Consider the following 19,783-nt stretch of genomic DNA (forward strand, 5'->3'; position numbering starts at 1 on the left):
TTTTTTAAAAATTAGCATTTAAACCAAATACGAACGAACGAGCTTGTGGATATACCCCACGGTCTATACTAAATGCGTTACCGCTATTGTTTGACCCCAATTCTGGATCGTAACCACTGTAACCTGTTATTGTAAATAAATTTTCAGATAATACATATACTCTAAACTTTTTCAATCCGAGTTTATCGGTTAGCATTTTAGGAATGGTATAACCAATCTGGAATGTTCTTAATCTGAAATAATCTCCTTTTTCTAAATACAATGAAGAGAATTTAGTTAAGTTTTTGTTTGGATCTGCATCTGTTAATCTCGGCTGAGTAGTTGATGGATTTGTAGGCGTCCATCTATCCAATCTGGCAGTAGAATAATTTGCATTCGGAATATCTAATCTTCTAATTCCTTGGAAAATCATATTTCCTGCAACACCACTACCAAAGGCAATTAAATCCCAGTTTTTATAGGTTAAGTTTATGGTTAAACCGTATGTAAAGTTTGGTAAACCGTTTCCAATAAAATCTCTATCGCTTTCATTAATAAGATTATCACCATTTAAGTTAGCAAATTTAACATCACCTGGTTTTGCCAAAGGCTGCAAAGGTTGCCCGTTTGGACCAGTGTAAGCATTAATTTCTGCTTGTGATTGAAAAATCCCCTGATTTACGTAGCCATAAAACTCATTATACGAATGGCCGATTTGTGTACGTGTGATGTTTCCTAAAGTTTGGAAAGTTGCCTGGCTATCATCAATAAAATTAATACCCGGACTTAATTTTTCAATCGTGTTTTTAATGAATGAACCATTACCACTAATGTTTAAACCAAACTGACCAACTTGTTTACGGTAAGAAAGTTCGAACTCTAAACCTTTGTTAGACATATCTGCAATGTTTGCAGCAGGGCTACCACTACCAATATAACCAGGAACTGGTGGGTTTTGAAGAATACCAACCGTTTTCTTTTTATAGATATCTGCCGTTAACGAGAAATCTTTGAAGATGGTTGCGTCGATACCAATATTTGTAGATCTGGTTTCTTCCCATTTCAAATCAGGGTTTGCAGATGCATTTGGACTGTAACCAATGTTAACTACGTTAGCGTTACCAAAAGTATAGTTTCTACCACTACCAACGGTTGGTACGTAGGCAAAGTCGCCAATACCATCGTTACCGGTAACACCATAACTCGCTCTAATTTTTAAGAAGTTTACATAATCATTTTGAGGAAAGAAATCTTCTTTAGTTGGCACCCAGCCAATTTGACCAGATGGGAAATAACCATATTTATTATTCGCACCAAACCTTGATGAACCATCTCGTCTGATTAATGCTGAGAACAAATATTTTTCATTATAATCATACGTTAAACGAGAAAATAAGGAGAAGATTTTGTGGTCTGTACCTTCACTACCATCAGATGTTCTGTTTGCAGCTACAGGTTTAAACCTCATCGAAGCCGAATAAAAATCGGTTGCAGGTACATCAAAAAATGTTGTACTTACACTGCGGCTAAATCCATCACTGTATGAACCCTGACCAACCAATAAACTTAAATTATGGTTACCCAATGATTTTGTGTAAGATAATGTGTTCTCAAGATTGTAAGTAATTACATAATTAATGTTTCTTGAAAATTGCGTTCTGGTGTTTGATGTTGAAGAGTTTAAATAATAAATCGGGTTAAAACCATCACCACCATAAAAAGCTAGCTTAGAACCTAAAGTAGAACGGAAACGTAAACCTTTAATTGGCTCAGCTTCTAAAAATGCATTACCAACAATGTTGTGGTCCCAATTATAATTTCCAATCTGGCGTTTAATGCTAGCTAAGGGATTGCTTATTTCTTGTGCAACACGTGTCGAAATTCCATAAGGGAAACCATTTGGATCTCTAAAAACCGGTTGATTGCTATATGGAGGAGCATTAAATACCGCGGGATCTGTTACAATTGCAGGCGTAAGCGGATCTAAATTAATAGCCGAACTTAATGGACCACCAAATTCGCTGTTTGTGTTTCCGATACCATTTGTAATAGAGTGGCTATAACCTAAGTTTTCGCCGATGGTTAACCATTTGTACAATTTGTGGGTAGAGTTAATACGAATGTTTGCACGATTGTATTTTGAAACATCAGTAGAAACGATACCATCAACTTTGAAATATCCGAAGGATAAGAAGAAAGTAGATTTCTCGCTACCACCACTAATGCTTACTTCATGGTTTTGACGAGCAGCACTATTGTTAAAAATTAACGATTGCCAATCTGTTCCTTCACCTAAAGACGCTGCATTTGGATAAGGTAAGGTTGGCGTTGTACCAGTAAAATCATTCAAATAAGATTCGTTTCTTAATGTTGCATACTGCGTAGCGTTTAATAATTCTAATTTTTTAGCCGCACGAGCAACACCATAATAACCGTTGTACGTTAAATTTAAACTTCCGGCTTTACCTTTTTTGGTTGTTACTAAAATTACACCTGATGCTGCACGTGTACCATAAATTGCTGCCGAAGCACCATCTTTTAATACTTCGATAGATTCGATATCGGACTGGTTTAAATAGCCGATACCACCATTATCTACCACAACACCATCAATTACCCAAAGTGGATCGTTTTTACCGCCAAATGATGTGAAACCACGTAATCTTACTGTAGATGCAGAACCTGGCTGACCAGATTGTGCGGCAATGGTTAAACCCGATGTTCTACCTTGTAAAGCTTGTTCTAAACGTGTAGTAGTAGGTTGGTTTTCTAAGTCGGCAGCTTTAACGCTTGAGATGGCGCCTGTTACCAAACTTTTCTTTTGTGTTCCGTAACCAACAACTACAACCTCACTTAAATCTTTAGAATCGGTTAGTAATGAAATGTTAATTTTTCCACTTGCAGGAATTGTAATGGTTTGCGATACCATACCAATCTGGCTAATGGATAATTTTCCGCCTATGGGCGCCTGAATGGTAAATAACCCGTTAGGATCTGTAGATGCAGCACGAGTTGTGCCCTCAACTTTAACAGTAACACCGGGAAGCGGAGTGCCATCTTTCTGGTCTGTTACCTTTCCTGTAACTGTAATATCCTGGGCAAATAATGCCATCGGAAATGCCATGATACAGTAAATGAAGAATACGAATGTAAATCTTCTTCTCATAGAAAATAATTTTAAGTTAATATTTGGTTAGCTAGAGTATGGTTTGGTTCCATAACTCAATTCAAATCTATGTATGTGATTTTGTTTGATGCAATTTCGACATGCTACACAAACCCTACAAAGCGCAAAATCGAATGATTTAACCCTACTTTTGGCACTACATACACACTACAAACCAAAATTTTACTGCTGATAATCAGACACTTAAAATTTACCTATGGAAATTAAAGCAAACGACAAAACAAGCCTAGATTAGGCCGTTTTTTGACGGGAAATGTCAACTAAAAACTCATAAAGATTGATTTCAGGCTTTAACTGCAGTTTCTTTCTTAACCTATATCGACCAACTTCTACTGCTTTTATGGTAATATTCATTAATTGCGCCATCTCTTTTGATGATAAATTCATGCACAGGTATGCACAAAATTTTAAATCGTTTTGGCTTAAGTCGGGATACAGGTCTTTCAGTTTGTTAAAGAATTCGGTATTTACATGATTGAAATGGACGCTTAAATGTTCCAATTCCTGATCTTTCTTTTCTACATCTTTTATCAAACGAATCAAATGCCTAAAGCTTGGAGAATTTTCGGTAATCGCATCATCATTGTTTTTAATTACCGAAGAAATAACTTCTTTTATTTTAGCCAGCACTTTGCCACGTTGTACCAAATGCATGGTCATGGTAGAGAGCTCTTTGTTTTTGTAGTTTACATCGGCTTCTAATTTTTCATTTTGCAGCCTAACAATTTCCTTTTCCGATCTATCAATTTCCAATTGATGCAGGTAACTCATTCTATCTTGTTCCTTAATATGCTTTTTCCTCTGCCAAATAATTAATAGCCTTATCAGCAGTACAAAAATGATCAGGTAAAGAATTTTCATCCAAATGGTATTGTACCAGGCAGGCAAAATGGTGAACGTATAACTCACCACTTCCGATTCGTTGCCAACATCGGTTCTACCCTTTACGTTAAAGGTGTATTTCCCCGCAGGTAAATTCGTGTAATCTTTTTCGCTTTTATTGCTCCATGCCGACCATTCATCATCAAAACCAACCAACTGATAGCTAAATTTTGTATTCTTTTCGTGCTCAAAAAGTGTTGAAGCAAATTCGAAATGTAGAGAGTTTAAAGCATTTTTATATTCTTGTATTTTAGCTAAATCTTGCTTGGCAGACAGCGTACCATTTTTTAAAAAGTAGCCACCAAACACAGTGCTATCTTTTTGAGCCAGCAATTTAACACTACCAATCACCACTTTGGGCTTGGCAATATTTTCTAAGTATTTATCGTAATTAATGTGGTATGCTCCTTTATTTGCACCGATAAAAACGTTTTCATTATCAAGCGTATAAATATTTTCAAAGCCACCAACAACTTTTCCGTCTAACTCGGGCAAATAAAATATGCTAAATGCGCTTGAACCCGACGGTTTATGAAAATCGATTATACCAACTTTCTTGTTGCTGACAAACCACACATTGCCTTCGTTATCTTCTTTTAAATACTGAATAGCAATTTTGTTTAAAGCATTGCCAAACATTTTAAACCTCAAAAAACGATTCAGCTTTTGGTCGTATTCATAAATGCCATCAATTGTTGCAATTACAACCCTATTTTTGATTCGATAAACATAGTTGTACAACTTAAAAGGCAAGCCATTCTTGTCGGAAAAAAGTGTGGTTTTAATTACTTTACTCTTATCATCCGATAATTGGATTTTGTAAACACCATGATAAGGATGTGAAGCCCAGATGTTGTCATCATTATCCACAACAATAAACCGCAGCGTCTCTGAAATGCCTTTAATTTCGCCGCCGTTTTTAAATACCCCATTGGTATAGTTTATTTTTTGCAAGCCCAAATAAGTACCGGCAAGAACATTTTTTGCAGGAAAAACATTCTCTAAAGGTTGAAACATCCAGGTTCCTGGCAATGAATAAATTGGTGTTGCTACATTGTTGTTTATCATCGATGAGCCATCTTCATGAGCCATGATAAGCTGGTTGTTGATTTCATCTAAACCCCAAACCTGGCCCTTGGTATTTTTTACCTCTTCGAAATTTACTGGAGATAAACTTAAATCGAGACTATTCGTATTTAGTTTTGAAGTGTAAAGGCCGTTGGAGGTGGCAACATAAATATTCTGATTAACTTTTCTAAAAGCATAACTGGTAATTTGCTTATTTCTATCGGGAGATATGCTTTTAATAGCACTATTTATGGCTACATAAGCAATTCCATCATCAAGCGCAAGCCACATGTTTTTATCATAATCCAGCAAAATTCCTCTAACGTTATTGTTCTGCAAACCCTCTCTATAATTGTATTTTTGCACCAATTCGCCATGTTTATTCATAAGATAAACTCCGCCAGATGTGGTACCCACGGCGTAAAGATTTTTATTAATCTGGTTGGCGAAAAAGATTCTGTCGTTAAAAAAAATATTATCGAGCTTGGTAACTAAAGGCAAAAGCTGATTATTGTGCAGGAGAAAAAAACCCTTTTTTAATGTAGATACCAATAATGTGTCGCCACTGTAAGTAGAAATAGATGTGATGGATGATTGCTTTAAAACTTCATCGGTGCATACAGGTTTCCAAAGTTCTTTGTCGTAAACCAGTAAGCCAGAATTTTTAGATTGAGCATAAATTTTATTATTTGCTTTCCCTAAAAACGACCACGATTCTGTAGGCTTGTAAGCTTTGATTACATCATCCTTATAATGCAGAACAAGGTTTACAGAACGGAAAAAAACTTCATCGTTAATGATTGAAATATCCCAGATATCGGCAATCTTGCGCAAATTTTCTGGCACCAAACCCAGCAATGAATGATATTTTAAAATGCCATTATCATCGGGAAAAAAATAACCGATTTCATCTTGAGCACCAACATAAATTCTATTTTTAGAATCAATGCCTAGTGAACGGACAGAAGTAAAATTTGGCAAACGGTATAAATTCCAAAAACGCCCATTGAAAGTTAGCAATCCCTCATTGTTGCCAAAATAAAGTATTCCGTTTTTATCTTGCTGAACATCCCAATTCTGTACACCACCATTGTATTGCTCATTGTTATAATTAACAACTTGAGGTATGCCAAGTAAATCTTGTGCGTAGGATGAAAATGAGGCAATAAAAAAAACTAAAACGAGCAGAAATTTTCTCATGGTTAGAAAAGGAGGATTTATACAAAAATAGCTATATAAATTTAAATCTCTAACCTCGTAAAAACGTTTTACGGTTTAATTAGGTAAGGTTTAACCGCCTTTTGCCAAATTGCATAACCTTCAGCATTCATGTGCAGCATATCGCCTACAAATAATTCGTTGCGAGACCTACCTTCTTTAGTTAGCATTTTAGGGAAAATATCTATGTATGATGTATTTGCTTCGCCTGATAAAAATTGCTTAATAAGCTCGTTGGATGCTACGGCTTTGGCTCTAAATTTATCGCGGCTTGGGCTTGGCTTAATGGAAATGTAGGCTACTGGCGTATTTGGCAATTTCGTCCTGATGGCTTTAAACAATGCTTTGGTTCTATTTAAAACCGTATCTGCAGTTACATTATCATTTACAATGTCGTTTTCGCCAACGTACAAAACAATTTGTCGTGGCTGATATGGAAAAACAACATCATTAAGGTAATAGGTTATATCGTTAATTACGGCACCACCAATACCTCGGTTTAAAACATTATACTTCGAGAAAACCTGTGTTAAATCGTCCCATTTACGTATAGAAGAACTGCCCACAAAAAGCACCGGATTAACAGGTGGCTTAAACATCTGGTCGTACTTTTTAATCGTTTGTACATCATCCCAAAATGGTGGTTTGGTTTGCGCCGATACAGCAAGTGTACAGAAATAAAGTAAAGCAATGAGCAACAGGGATTTTTTCATTTTGGCTAGTTTTAACAAACATTGCTTATCAGAAATGTTTTTGCAAATAACCTATAAAATTCAGAATTCGCAATAAATTAAGCTATTACTTATGTTACATGCGGTGGTGACCCCTCAGGGGTTCGAACTCAAGCTTAAAAAAGCCTCAAAATCAATGTTTTAGCGCTTTTTTTAATTTTGACTCACCGAATGACTCACCTTTAATTAATTCGTTTTAGCTGCAAATGCTATTATCATAAATATAGCTATTTTTTATTTAAATTTTTAAGAAAAATCAGATTTAATAAATAGATTTTGGAACGTTGAAAATACATTTTCCTAGGATACAAATTATCATAATCCAGTTATCTGTAATGCCTTTTTCCTTTAGCGGTATGCTTCCATTTAGGTTGATATCAGGCTAAAATCATTATCATGAGTCCGCCATTTTTTTTGATATTAAATTCCAACCTCTTTATCTATTTTAAGGTAATTGACACTTAGGAGTTGCTGGCTATTCGTTAAGCTTTAGGAAGCTCAACAAGATCTTTTTGGAATCAAAGGACTTAGTATAAATCCTTCTACATGATGAAGCGATATGTTGTAAAGTCAATCAGAAAAACTGAATGCTCTTCGTGTGGTTAAAATTAGGCAAACTATTTCTCCTGCCATAACTGTCTAATCATTCTTTATCATTAAAAGCTTATCTCGATTCTTCACCATTTTATATTGATCCTTTGTTGTAATATTGCCTGTATAATAAAATGAAGACAATGAAAACTGAACTGTTAGATGTAGATGTGTCTAGAAATGCTCAGATCGTAAATCAGTTTAAGCTAATTCTTAACAATCATCTCGACGATATGGTGGCAGGGAGAATAGACAAAATGTACGAAATAAAAGAGATTGCAGATATTATAGGAATTCATTCTGGCCATCTGAGTAAAGTAATTAAGTCAGAAACTGGTCATCATGCCTGCTATTTTTATGAGGAGCGCATCCTGTTGGAAGCAAAGAAACTTCTGGCTGATACAACCTCGCCCATAGGCGTAATCGCTCGTATGCTTGATTACGATGTTTCAAATTTTACAAAATTCTTCAAAAAATTCACAGGAACCACACCATCTTCATTCAGAAAGTCATTAGCCAGCGGCATTTAGTAATCAATCCGGATATGCCTAAAACAGGATGAAGATTAATCTTTATAAAAATGAATAGTCATACAATCATAATCGGAGCGGGCACGAAAAATCCGTTAACCGTTCGAAAACCTGGATACGGCACAATGCGTCTTACGGGTGAAGATTTTTACGGAGAACCTAAAGACCGAAAGGGAGCTATAGCACTATTAAAAGAAGCAGCACACCTGGGTGTAAATTTTTTCGACACGGCTGATTTTTATGGGCCGGGCGTAACCAATAAGCTTCCGTGTGAAGCACTATATCCTTATGCGGCTACATTATCATTGCGACAAAAGTCGGAACTTCTCGTGGCGCCGATAAAAGCTGGGTACCGTATGGAAAACCTGAAGAGCTTAGAATAAGCGTTGAAAATAACCTCAGAGAACTGAAAGTTGAGCAACTTTCCCTTGTACATTATGGTAAGGCTAGTCAAAGTCCAGGTGATTACTAGGAAGGTTTGGCAACTATGATCGCGCTTCAGCAAGAGGGAAAAATTCTTCATCTTGGTTTGAGCAACGCATCCGTAGAACAATTTGGTACAGCTACTAAAACCGCTAAAATTGCCAGTGTTGAAAATATGTATAGTTATACACAGCGCATTACAGATCCGGACAGTCCTTTTGGATTTCAGGGTGGCGAATTACTACCTTTTTGTGAAGAACACCAAATTCCTTTTATTCCTTTCTTTTCATTGCAAACCTCATTGCCGTCTGGGCCCACCAAAATACAGGCACTGGCACCAAAACAAGGTGTAACTGCCGCCCAGCTGAATATTGCCTGGCTGCTCCATAAATCCGACTGGATTCTGCCCATACCAGGTACTACATCTATTCAGCATTTAGCAGAAAACATCAAAGGAGCCGGAATTTCTCTTTCGAAGGAGGAAATGGAATTTTTAGGATAATGCCCAAAATCGAAGGAGGCAATCAGATTCCGCTCAAAGTTGACTCTGAAATATGCAGAGTTATTTTTAACAGATCAGTAAGCGACAGTATAAACTGAGGAAATCTCAGTTTATACTGTAGTTGTTATTTATAAGATGAAATCTTATTATGATTTGATTCTATTAAATCGATTTAAAAAAATAGATACTCAATATTTTCTCATTTTTGTTTACAAATGATATTATACAAGCCTAACTTTCTACATAAATAGAGACATATATTTGAAGCAAAAACTAGAGATTTCGAGGGACTTCGTAGATAGTAATTATCCAATTATATTTTATATTCAATGTTCGGTAGCGCTCATTCTGAAGATTTCGCTTGGTGTGATTATGTCATTTTGGAATCTAGGCCAAGCGTGTTTCGGTCAAAATTGATCATGTCATCATACTAATTACTATGGTTTTATAGGTTTATATTCGATTGTTATAAGTAGGTTAATTCGCTACATCGCTTGATCACCGTCTCCGAAATTTCCACACAATAGGCTATCAAGCTAACATCGTTCACAAAGATTCGTATGAGACTTTAGATTAATTAATCAGTTTTTAACACTTTATTAAGTTATAGCTTAATAAAGTATGCAATTTTATTAAGCTATAACTTATTTTTATATTGATAATATTCAGTTTTAACTTTATATTTGACTATTGTAAATTAAAGTATAGCTTATGAAATTAGCAAATGGCCGACTTATTTTAATTAGACAGCTTGATAGCAAGATAGTATCCTTCAAATCGTTGATTAGTATTAAGTCATCCCCTAAAGGATGGATCAACCAGATTAGAACTGGTTTGAATATGTCACAGGTACAGTTAGCCAAGCGTCTTGGAATAACTGCACCAGCAATCATAGATCTGGAACGTCGTGAAGCAGAGGGAGCCATCACTCTCAAATCCCTTAAAGAAGCGGGAGAAGCCCTTAACCTGAAACTGGTGTATGGGTTTGTACCTAAAGATGGAACTTTAGAAGCCATGATTGAACAAAAGGCAAGAGAACAGGCTATCGAAATTATTAAAAGAACTTCTGTAACAATGAAATTAGAAGATCAGGAAAATTCACAATCAAGGCTTGAAGAAGCATTATTAGAATTAACCAACGATATCAAAAGAGAAGTGCCGAAAAGTCTATGGGATTAATTATACATTATGAGGATGGCCAGACTCCCCTTGACGAAGATGAAAAGGACGGACTGTTAATTCCCGCTATTACTACCCGAGGAGAACTTGACGAAATAGAACAACGTAACATTGAGGAAGCTATCCGTTGGACAATAGAGCGACGTAAGAAATTCACCGCTTCTGAAATATTAACAGAGCCATTTATTTGTGAATTGCATAAAAGAATGTTAGCAGGTGTCTGGCAGTGGGCAGGGGCATTTCGTGATTCTAATAAGAATATAGGTGTCGATAAATATCAGGTTGCGACTGAATTACGTATGCTATTAGGTGATTGTAACTATTGGCTGGAGAATAATACGTTTAGCCCTGATGAAATTGCAGTCCGTTTTAAGCACAGAATTGTATCTATCCACTGCTTTGCTAATGGCAATGGACGTCACTCTAGGCTGATTGCAGATATTATAATCGAAAAGATTTTAGGGGGTGAGGTTTTTACATGGGGTGGTAACAATTTATTATCCACAGGAGAATTCAGAGCAAAATACCTAAGTGCATTACGGGAGGCAGATAAGGGAAATTATGACACATTAATTCAATTTGCGAGATCATAGTGGATAAAACAAAGTAAATTGACTCTGTCCCAACAGAAATAAATTTAATGTAAATTCTTGCTTGTCTTTGTGTTAGTATTTTAGCAGCAAGGGGTCAAATGGATTGGTTTTCTACGAGAATAAAATTATGTTTTTTCAGCTTTTAAGCTGTTTGAAAAAATTACCGGTCAAAAATATATCAGGTTATCGCTAACTGACTTATTTGCTTTTACGATGGCAACCTCTCTGGAAAAAATTAATCTCCTTTCCACTAGCTAAATTTTTACAACCTTTTAGTGGCGATTACAGTGATATGAAATGCTTCAGTACTTATGCTGCCGCCTATGCAGTAAGATCGCTATCCGGATTTGGGACGTAATATTAGTCATTATAGTATTTAATACAATACTTTCAATTTCTTTTTACAAGAAGATTAAAATCATTATAATATGATAAGAAATTCAATATTTAAATGTAAAATGTCCATTCTTAAAGCTGATATTTTCATGAAAATATCAGCGTTTAACATAACCTGTTTTGAATTGAAGCGCTTCAATACCATAAACCAAGTAAACGAGAGGAGCATTCCAATTAATGGCAATTTCATTGGTAGCAAATGACCCCTGATTATCAACATAAGCCTCATCAGGAATACTACTTGGAAGTGCAATGCCATCCTGTTTGCCTGGATTTGGCCCTCCAACCAATAAACCAGGAATTGGATCAACTATTTTATCAGCAACTGAAGGACGATGATGCGGATGCATAGGAGTATTAACTCCAATGCCGGTTACAAATGAATAACCTGTAGCATTTCGTCCCAGTAAATAATCCAGATTGCTTAAAGCAGCGTCCAGGTATTTTTTATCTTCAGAAATTTTGTAAGCCTGAATTAATGCTATTCCTTGATTTGCTGCAAGTGAGTTGCTACCCCAGCCAAAATCCTTCTGGTCTTGTCCCATAACGGCAAAATAAGGCGTATGGCTAACTCCAACAAGCAAACGGTCTGCTGTTTTGATGAGTCTTTCCTTCAATATCTCTATATCATTATTCGGTTTATCAATCAGTTTAGTTTCGTTCCTGAGTAAAGAATAATAACCCAATAACCTCACATTTCCCCAGGATGGTAAAGGCATTCTTTCATCGGGCAGGATGTTTACTGCTCTATAAAAACTAACATCCCCAGTGGTTATATACAATTCAACTGCAGCCCATATAAATTCATCATAAAAGTTTTTGTCTCCATAGCCTCCTGTTGTAACCTTCGGTCTGAATTTTTCATTTATCATATGCTGGTCGTATTCCATGCCAGGATTTTTAATTGCCCATGCCCAGGCTCTTTTAGAAGACGCCAGGCATGAGTCTGCCAGACCTGGTAAATCTTTCTCATATCGTTTTAAAAGCCTACCGGCCTGCGCAGTTACCGCTGCAAAATCAAGCGTTGCAGCGGTGCCTTTTTGCACGACATAACGCGGAAGACGAGTAATATTAGGCATAACCATACCATCAAAGCTGGCATTGGTCAATTTATTATAGACACCACCATCATTTGGATCCTGCATTTTTAACATCCATCTTAGGTTCCAAATTAGTTCATCAATTAAATCCGGAACCGCATTTCTGCTTTCTGGAATATTTGTGTTGACCATCTTTACATAGTCAGGAAAATCTTCGTATAGGGAAAGCATTGTACCCATTGTTACTCCACTATTCACAATATACTTATTATAATCTCCGGCATCATACCAACCTCCGGGGGCTGAAATTAAAGTACCCACCGGGCGTTGTTCAGTTGCGGCGGATGGGTGAATTAAGACCTGATCATCCGGATGTCCTGCCAGACGATTCCATTTTCCGGCATACTTTTCCGGTAGTGCAGTAGAAGCTCTTTGGTAATAATATGCTTTAACTGCAGCTATCGCCAATGTATGGTGGACAGCAGGTTTGATATCAAAGGTTGATGAGTAGATGCCTTTATCTGATTCTATTTTATAACGTCCCACTTTATTAAAAGCTGAAAAATCAGCAATAAGAGTTTCTTTTTGTGATGTCGTTATAGCTCGAATCTTCTTCAACTCCCCATGAAACACTTTACTATTATCGGTACTTCTTACTACGTTAAAAGATATGGAACTGTTATCGGTAATTATTGCAATTTTAGGTGCATTAGGATAAAAACCAATCTGGTTAAGCCTGATATCGGATATTTGTTTATTTTGAGCATGTGAAACATAACTAAATAAGAACAGATACACAGGTATGCAGATTTTTGGGAAGCCGATTTTCATATTAATTATTTGGTTAAAGATATTTTCAATCAACGGTTCATTATGCATTTATAATTAAATTGTTAGCGACATTGTAACCCTGAACTAATAAATAGCAATTCTTAAGTTTGCACAAGTTAAAACTGGTATAATGTTATTTAGTGTCGTATCGTTAATATTAAAGGAATAAATGTTAACACAGATTATAACAACCACATTATCAAAATGATACCAAATATTGTATCATTATATTTACAAATTGCAAGCATTGCATTAATATTTCTGGGTCTTTCGTGATGAACTTCAATAATTGAGAAGCATCGCGAGGTGTGCTGTATTTCAATCCTTTCTGGTCATTTATTCTATTATGATATTTTTTATCTAATAGTCAAAAGCAAGTTTGATAAATTCAGCAAGTGCCTTCGATTCTACAAAATCAGATGAATAGTTAAATCATTAATATTTCTTATTTGATGTAGTACTGACCCATCGTAACAGATAGGGCCAGATATTAGATACCCATCTTCTATTCTATCAATATCCATAATTTTAGAGGCAGTGGCAGTGTCTGCGAGTATATTTTCACTATAAAGCAGTAAACTTACTGATGCGCAATTATTCTCCAACTGTAATTTAATCATTTCTGATTTATCAAGCCAAATAGCTCCAGGATTAGCTATTCCAAAGCAAAGGATTTGATCGTTATGAACCGTTTGACGCAATGCATCCGTTTTATATTGATAATGCTTGGTGTTGCGAGGGATAACATCTTTAAAGGTATTTACAACTTTCAACAATGCAAATGATTTACGTTTCTGAATTTTGACCTTTGCACCTGACCTTACAAGTTGATAAATAAGCTCTGCACTTGAGTCATCACACCCTTCAAATGCCTCATAATTTATCCTAAACTTATTCATATCATTACTTTTCTATTTTTTTGACTTAAAGTATATCATCAGAATAACTTTACGAAATGTGCTTATTAAGTATATTTATTTACCTTAAAGCATTCGTCAAATTAACTCCAAATGTTGGCAAATCTATTTCGTTTTTTTTCTTCCATACCGCATAACAATATCTGGGATCTCGTCTTTGGTGATAACCAAGTCGTGGTTGTAAAGTTTAGTGAGATAGCCTTTATCTAATTTTGTTAAGTGGCTGGTGTGCCACACCATCCACCAAGACCACATCGCATTTTCCTGTAAACATTTTTCGGGATCGGGCGGTGTTCCACATTCGTGAAAAGCAATTGGAAACTGATTGCTTGCTATTTTGTTAACACCATCATACATAGCCTTATGGGCGCCCATATCTTTATCATAAGTATCTGCTCCTGTAATATCTACATATTTACCACCAGGATACCAGGTTCCATCAGGATTACCGGTATAACATAATACCCATATTAAGTTATCAAGTTTTAGGGTTTTTGTGTAATAATCATACATGGTAATCCAAAGCTTTTTGAATTTATCCGGACCTTGTTTCCCCCACCAGAACCAATTCCCATTAAGTTCGTGGAATGGCCGCCAAAGCACAGGGACATTTGCTTTTTTTAGTTGAAGTAGTAAATCGCCTTTTTCTTTAAGCTCTGCCCAAAATACTTCATACTCAGGAGTACCTTTTATAAAACAATTATCGATATCTATTGCCTTTTTACTACTTTCATACCCCTCTCCTTTTCCTGGAGCCCCCATGTGCCACATAATGGTTGGAATTCCTCCAGATTTCCACCATTGAATAGCCTGATTTACTTCATTTTGATTATCTGTTGTGGTAATAAAATCAAAACCATTTATTGCCGGCAGTTTACCAGTAGCGGTTTTTATATAATTTATTTCATCCACACCCCAACTGGAACTCATTTGGCCGGAAAGAATTTTTTTTCCGTACATATCATTAAGGTATGCATAAAGTGCATTTGCTTCTTTTGAAGCGTCTTTATTTGAAAGTTGTTTCTGCCGGCACATCCCTCCAAAAGGTATAGAAATCATTAACACCAAAAGGGTTAAAATACAGATGAGATTTTTCGTTTTCATAATCATACAATTATTTAATTGTTATTTTTTTTAATAGCTGAGACCTTTTGAATAGTTAGCATAGTTTACTGTCGATGATGATAAATGAATACTACCCTATTTACTTTTAACATCTCAAAATTTATTCTTCTAATAATTTTGAAGATTGGAATTTTTTATATTTAGATTCTTTACATTCTTCATTACATAAGAATCCATTCCTGATGCCTTGGAAACTTTTACATAATTTAGTTCCAAACCATCAACATCTTCACAAATTATTGCCGGCCTTAAATCGGGCTTTAAGGTTTGAAATCTTATGTTAGTTAACTCAAGATTCTTTACATGCCTTACAAAAAGGCCATAAGCAGGGTTAACACCCAAAAGAAAGGGCTCCGGGTAACGTCCATCGAGTTCTGGAAAAATACGTTTTGCATCATTTTTATTACCCCCGCCTTTATAATTGATGTATACATCACGAAGCTGAATATTTTCTACATAATATCCTGGCACCCCAGTAATTTGAATGCCGCTAAGTGAATCGGCATTATCTACACGTATGTTGCTAATAAGGATATTTTTAACGATACCCATACCTGTAGTGTTTTTTGGCCCACGATTTCGTTTTCCTAAAGTAATGTAGATTGGATAATGCGAAACGTCGGTCATGATAACATTTGAGATAATTATGTTATCCATTATGCCACCATCTACTTGCTCAAGTGCAAGACCATTACTGTTCTTGAACACACAGTTAGAAACCACGCAGTTCCGAAACCCTCCGTTAGATTCGGTACCGAACTTGATTCTACCATTAGACCAACCCGCCTTAGCAGGTATCCTCGTACCATTAAGTAGTGTTCCCTCTTTAAAACCTGAAACAATACAATTTGTAATTAAAAGATTTTCAGTAATCTGTTTTCTGTTCAAAGCATAAGAACTTTTCGGGCAAATCGCATCATCATTTGGACAGTTTACTCGTGAGTTTGAAATCACTGCATTTGTACAACAGTCAATATCAATCCCATCCCGGTTGGTGTCAATCGTTAGGTTATCCATTGTTATCAGATCGCAACCAGTTGCCAAAATAGCAAAATGACCTCCATGAAATATAGAGATGTCTCTAATTAGAACATTTGTACAAAGTTTTAATGCAATAGCTTTATCACCAGTACCGATGGAACCTCCGGTTGGGTCGCCCAGGTGCTCTTTGTCTTTGCTGGTTAAGCCTCCACCGTTTATCATTCCCCTACCAGTAATGGAGATGTTCTTTAGGTTTTCTCCCCATATCAAAGAATTATGGAAATAAGTATGTCCACCATCCTGATATGCCGTATCAGGAAATTCTTCAGGTGGATCATAGGCATTCATTTCTGGTTGGGCACCTAGAATAACCGCTCCGGCATCGAGGTATAAATTAATGTTACTCTTTAGCCTGATGCTTCCGCACAAATAATTTCCCGATGGTACAATCACGGTCCCTCCACCTCTTTCAGCACATTTGGTTATTGCCTTATTAATAGCTACATGATCTAGATGTTTGCCATCGCCAACAGCACCGAAGTTTCTAACATTAAAAAATGATGTTGAAACAATCTGCGCCATAAGGGGCGATATATTAATTGATATCATCACGAATAGGCCAATACAAACTTTGCCATATCTGGTTTTAACCATATTGAGTTTTTTTGTTTTATTAGTTAACTTTAAATAAAAAGCATTTTGTGAAGATTTTTCAAGTATAAATTCATTATATCTGCAGTTTATATTATCGAAAATCAAAATATAAAACGGCCGATTGAGTATCCAGACCACCGTTAGCAAATGTTAAGTTAGGCTGGCTTTGAGGGCCTAAATCTTCTTTCTTTTGGCTTTTAGTACCTATAGCCGGTATTCCATGCAAAAAAGAAATTCCATTTGTTGGGTAACCAGCAAAGGAATTTGCTTTGCCCAGACCTTTAGGTATTGCCGGATTTAACATATGCATAAATAAATTATCTGTTGAAGACAGCACTACAAAATTTCCTTCAGCTGTTGATATCCGGGCACCATAAAAATTACTGTAATAGCCTTTAAATTCAGGATAATCCCATGTTTCGCCGGTAACCGCATTATTATATTTCTTATCCCACAGGTTTAAGGTGCCCCCTTTTAATCTGTTTTTATACACCCGGTATGGCCCATTTCCAATGAGTTGCATACCGTTAATTTTCTCCTCCGGATAATTGAAACTGACCCCTAAAATTTCCTGGCCAATATTAGCACGATATTGATATTTTAACCCTAACCAACCAGAAGGCATCATGGTCCAGGTAACTTTGAAGTTTTGTTTGCCTTCATAGGTTGCAACTACCACATAGCGTCCTAAAGAATCACGGGAGTGTTTAAAAGATTTAAAATTTGCTTCGCCATTAATTAGAACAGGTCCGTTTGAAAAAGATATTTCCCCTTTTTTATTTCTAATGGCAACCATTAACCCTGTTTCCTTGCTTAATTTTACTTCAACACCCGAACAGGATAGCCTTAACGATTCATTATCTTCAGTTACATTTATCTTATCTTTGCCATTCTCAATCATTCTATCTGCAAATTGCTGTGGTGAAGTTATTGGCCAAGACCATGTATAAAGTTCTTTGCCATATAAATCTCGGGCAGTAATGTATAACACATCGTATTTTGCCCATTGTGCTGGCAATGCTAAATTTAAAATCCCTGATGATTGGGGTTTGATATCTGGTGATGTTATTTTACCTGTTAATTCATTCCCTTCTGACTTATCGAAGCCAGTTATTTTTTTTAGTTTCCAACTAAAACTGCATTTATTTAAATTGGTAAAGTTGTATCGGTTTTCGATATCAATTTTCCATTAAATAATTTAGAGATAAATTTTTGAGGAAAATAAACTGGTGACCAGATCTCTTTAATCGTAAAAAAGCTTGCTTCTTTCTCACGGTATGGCCCCAAAATACCATCTGAGGCAGCATTGCCTTTGGTATCTAATCTTCCACCCATATCGGTTCGCATCACACCCTGGTCGCAAAAATCCCACAAAAAACCACCTGCAGATAATGGGTTGGATTGCATCAAATTCCAAAAATCATCAAGCCCTGCTCCATGTCCACCATCGTAGAGACCATGCAAAAATTCAGTTGGAAAAAACACATCGTTTCCTTGAAAAAATGTACGGTTGCCATAGTTCCATGGAATGTAATGTTTGGTATTCATTCCGTTAATATTCATCCATGGTTGAATAACAGGGCGATTCTGAATATCATGCTTTGGATAATCTGGCAACAAATCAAAATTAAAACCACCTTCATTGCCATTCGCCCACATAATTATGCTAGGATGATTGACATCGCGGACAATCATTTCTTTAACAAGTTTTTGTCCAACCTGGGTATCATAAGGCGGATATTGCCAGCCGGTAAGCTCATCAATTACATAAAGACCGATTGAATCACAAACTTCTAAAAAGTGTTTATCAGGTGGGTAATGCGACATTCTAACCGCATTCATATTCATTTCTTTAATTAACTCCGCATCTAAAATAGAAATCTTTCGACTAGTTGTTCTGCCAGAAGTTGGCCAGAAACTACCATGATTTACGCCTTTAAATTTTATCTTTTGTCCATTAACATAAAAACCATCATGTTGCCTAAGCTCTACCGTACGAAATCCAATAGTTTCGGTTACAGTATGCAATTTTGTGGTTCCATTTTTAATCGTAATATCTATTTTATATCGATTAGGAAATTCGGAAGACCATAACTCCGGATTAATTAATTTAGTGTTAAGCTGAGCTACCGTAGTTCCTGGGGTTAGATTTACAGAAAAAGGCTTTCCAAATGGTTTTCCATTTAAAGTTTTAACCTGAGCGGTAATGGCTGTTATCGATTGAAGATTTGCAACGTAGGCATTAACTTTTAAAGAACCATCAGCCTTTGCATCAATTGCGACCCGTTGTATATGTTGGTGAGGAAATGCCTCAAGAAAGACTGGACGGAAAATACCGCCAAAAACCCAAAAATCGGCTGATCGCTCTGCTTCGTTAATGGTTTGGTTTGAAGAAACTTTATTAACCTTTACCTCCAGTATATTAGTTCCGTTATTATTTAGCAAGGCTTTAATGTTGTATTTAAACTGATAAAATGCACCTTGGTGTATCGGGCCTGCAAGCTTCCCATTTATTTTAACTTCAGTATCGGTCATAGCGCCATCAAAAACCAAATAAACGGTTTTATTTTTCCAGTGTGATGGAACTGTAAATGCGTATTTATAAAGTCCTGCTTCACCCCTATCCTCTTTTTCCGAACCATAAGTGTAATTTCCGAATCCCTGCAATTCCCAATTAGAAGGAACAGCAATCTTCGTCCATCTTCCACTATTTCGTCCTGCAGTGCATTGAAAATCCCAATCAACTGTATTAACATTATCTTCCCCCGATAAATATTTTACTTCAGTAATCTGCGCAATTAGCTTAAGGGTTGATAAAAGAAATAGTAAAGTGAAAAAGTATTTAAGTTTTGATATCATTTGGCTAGTAATTTATACCGAGATGGTTTTGATGTCCAAAATTTTAAGGACCAGCATTATACTAATGTATTGTCAGATTGTGTATGCTGCATATACC

General features: G+C 36.1%; 14 protein-coding genes and 1 pseudogene. 5 read left to right on the forward strand and 10 right to left on the reverse strand.

Translation table 11 applies throughout. The annotated features are described in order from the left end of the window. Positions 1 to 4 precede the first annotated feature (4 nt). The 3 genes from D7004_RS06340 to D7004_RS06350 all read right to left on the reverse strand — a co-directional run bounded on the left by D7004_RS06340 (position 5) and on the right by D7004_RS06350 (position 7,047). Positions 5 to 3,145 carry a SusC/RagA family TonB-linked outer membrane protein gene (locus tag D7004_RS06340; RefSeq protein WP_123205033.1) on the reverse strand — a complete coding sequence of 1,047 codons (3,141 nt, stop codon included), beginning with the start codon at positions 3,143 to 3,145 and terminating at the stop codon, positions 5 to 7. A 252-nt stretch (positions 3,146 to 3,397) separates the two neighbouring features. Further along, the gene (locus D7004_RS06345; RefSeq protein WP_123205034.1) at positions 3,398 to 6,316 is read right to left on the reverse strand and encodes a ligand-binding sensor domain-containing protein; all 2,919 of its coding nucleotides are present in this window, start codon (positions 6,314 to 6,316) and stop codon (positions 3,398 to 3,400) included. Positions 6,317 to 6,384: 68 nt separating this feature from the next. Beyond that, positions 6,385 to 7,047 (reverse strand): GDSL-type esterase/lipase family protein, encoded by a 663-nt coding sequence (locus D7004_RS06350; protein ID WP_123205063.1) that lies wholly within the window; start codon positions 7,045 to 7,047, stop codon positions 6,385 to 6,387. A 752-nt stretch (positions 7,048 to 7,799) separates the two neighbouring features. On the opposite strand from D7004_RS06350, the gene D7004_RS06355 reads away from it, so the two are divergent. The 5 genes from D7004_RS06355 to D7004_RS06370 all read left to right on the forward strand — a co-directional run bounded on the left by D7004_RS06355 (position 7,800) and on the right by D7004_RS06370 (position 10,883). After that, complete coding sequence (locus D7004_RS06355) at positions 7,800 to 8,186, forward strand: helix-turn-helix domain-containing protein (protein ID WP_123205064.1); 387 nt, start codon at positions 7,800 to 7,802, stop codon at positions 8,184 to 8,186. Positions 8,187 to 8,236: 50 nt separating this feature from the next. Beyond that, positions 8,237 to 8,569, forward strand: a complete 333-nt coding sequence (locus D7004_RS20795; RefSeq protein ID WP_208646799.1) for an aldo/keto reductase — start codon at positions 8,237 to 8,239, stop codon at positions 8,567 to 8,569. A 104-nt stretch (positions 8,570 to 8,673) separates the two neighbouring features. After that, positions 8,674 to 9,111, forward strand: coding sequence for an aldo/keto reductase (locus tag D7004_RS20800; protein WP_208646800.1), 438 nt, complete (start codon positions 8,674 to 8,676; stop codon positions 9,109 to 9,111). A gap of 711 nt (positions 9,112 to 9,822) precedes the next feature. Then, positions 9,823 to 10,290, forward strand: coding sequence for a mobile mystery protein A (locus tag D7004_RS06365; protein WP_123205035.1), 468 nt, complete (start codon positions 9,823 to 9,825; stop codon positions 10,288 to 10,290). Next, positions 10,281 to 10,883, forward strand: coding sequence for a mobile mystery protein B (locus D7004_RS06370; protein WP_123205036.1), 603 nt, complete (start codon positions 10,281 to 10,283; stop codon positions 10,881 to 10,883). Before D7004_RS06365 ends, D7004_RS06370 begins: the two co-directional genes overlap by 10 nt. Before the next feature lie 494 nt (positions 10,884 to 11,377). Here D7004_RS06370 and D7004_RS06375 read toward each other — a convergent pair whose 3' ends face one another. The 7 genes and pseudogenes from D7004_RS06375 to D7004_RS20810 all read right to left on the reverse strand — a co-directional run bounded on the left by D7004_RS06375 (position 11,378) and on the right by D7004_RS20810 (position 19,686). Beyond that, entirely contained in the window at positions 11,378 to 13,150 is a 1,773-nt protein-coding gene (locus tag D7004_RS06375; RefSeq protein WP_123205065.1) for a glycoside hydrolase family 9 protein, read from the reverse strand. A gap of 407 nt (positions 13,151 to 13,557) precedes the next feature. After that, complete coding sequence (locus tag D7004_RS06380) at positions 13,558 to 14,049, reverse strand: hypothetical protein (protein ID WP_123205037.1); 492 nt, start codon at positions 14,047 to 14,049, stop codon at positions 13,558 to 13,560. A 123-nt stretch (positions 14,050 to 14,172) separates the two neighbouring features. Continuing rightward, the gene (locus D7004_RS06385) at positions 14,173 to 15,171 is read right to left on the reverse strand and encodes a glycosyl hydrolase (RefSeq protein ID WP_167459424.1); all 999 of its coding nucleotides are present in this window, start codon (positions 15,169 to 15,171) and stop codon (positions 14,173 to 14,175) included. 129 nt (positions 15,172 to 15,300) lie between these two features. Further along, positions 15,301 to 16,755 carry a rhamnogalacturonidase gene (locus tag D7004_RS06390; RefSeq protein ID WP_244214261.1) on the reverse strand — a complete coding sequence of 485 codons (1,455 nt, stop codon included), beginning with the start codon at positions 16,753 to 16,755 and terminating at the stop codon, positions 15,301 to 15,303. Positions 16,756 to 16,918: 163 nt separating this feature from the next. Continuing rightward, a complete protein-coding gene (locus tag D7004_RS20805; RefSeq protein WP_208646801.1) occupies positions 16,919 to 17,845 on the reverse strand; it encodes a hypothetical protein in 927 nt (308 codons plus the stop codon). A gap of 48 nt (positions 17,846 to 17,893) precedes the next feature. Further along, positions 17,894 to 18,010: pseudogene (locus D7004_RS21225) on the reverse strand (hypothetical protein); the annotation flags it as partial. Next, complete coding sequence (locus D7004_RS20810; protein ID WP_208646802.1) at positions 17,974 to 19,686, reverse strand: glycoside hydrolase family 2 protein; 1,713 nt, start codon at positions 19,684 to 19,686, stop codon at positions 17,974 to 17,976. The gene D7004_RS20810 and the pseudogene D7004_RS21225, both read right to left, overlap by 37 nt. Positions 19,687 to 19,783 lie beyond the last annotated feature (97 nt).

The sequence above is a fragment of the Pedobacter jejuensis genome (genome assembly GCF_003725795.1).
Classification (GTDB): domain Bacteria; phylum Bacteroidota; class Bacteroidia; order Sphingobacteriales; family Sphingobacteriaceae; genus Pedobacter; species Pedobacter jejuensis.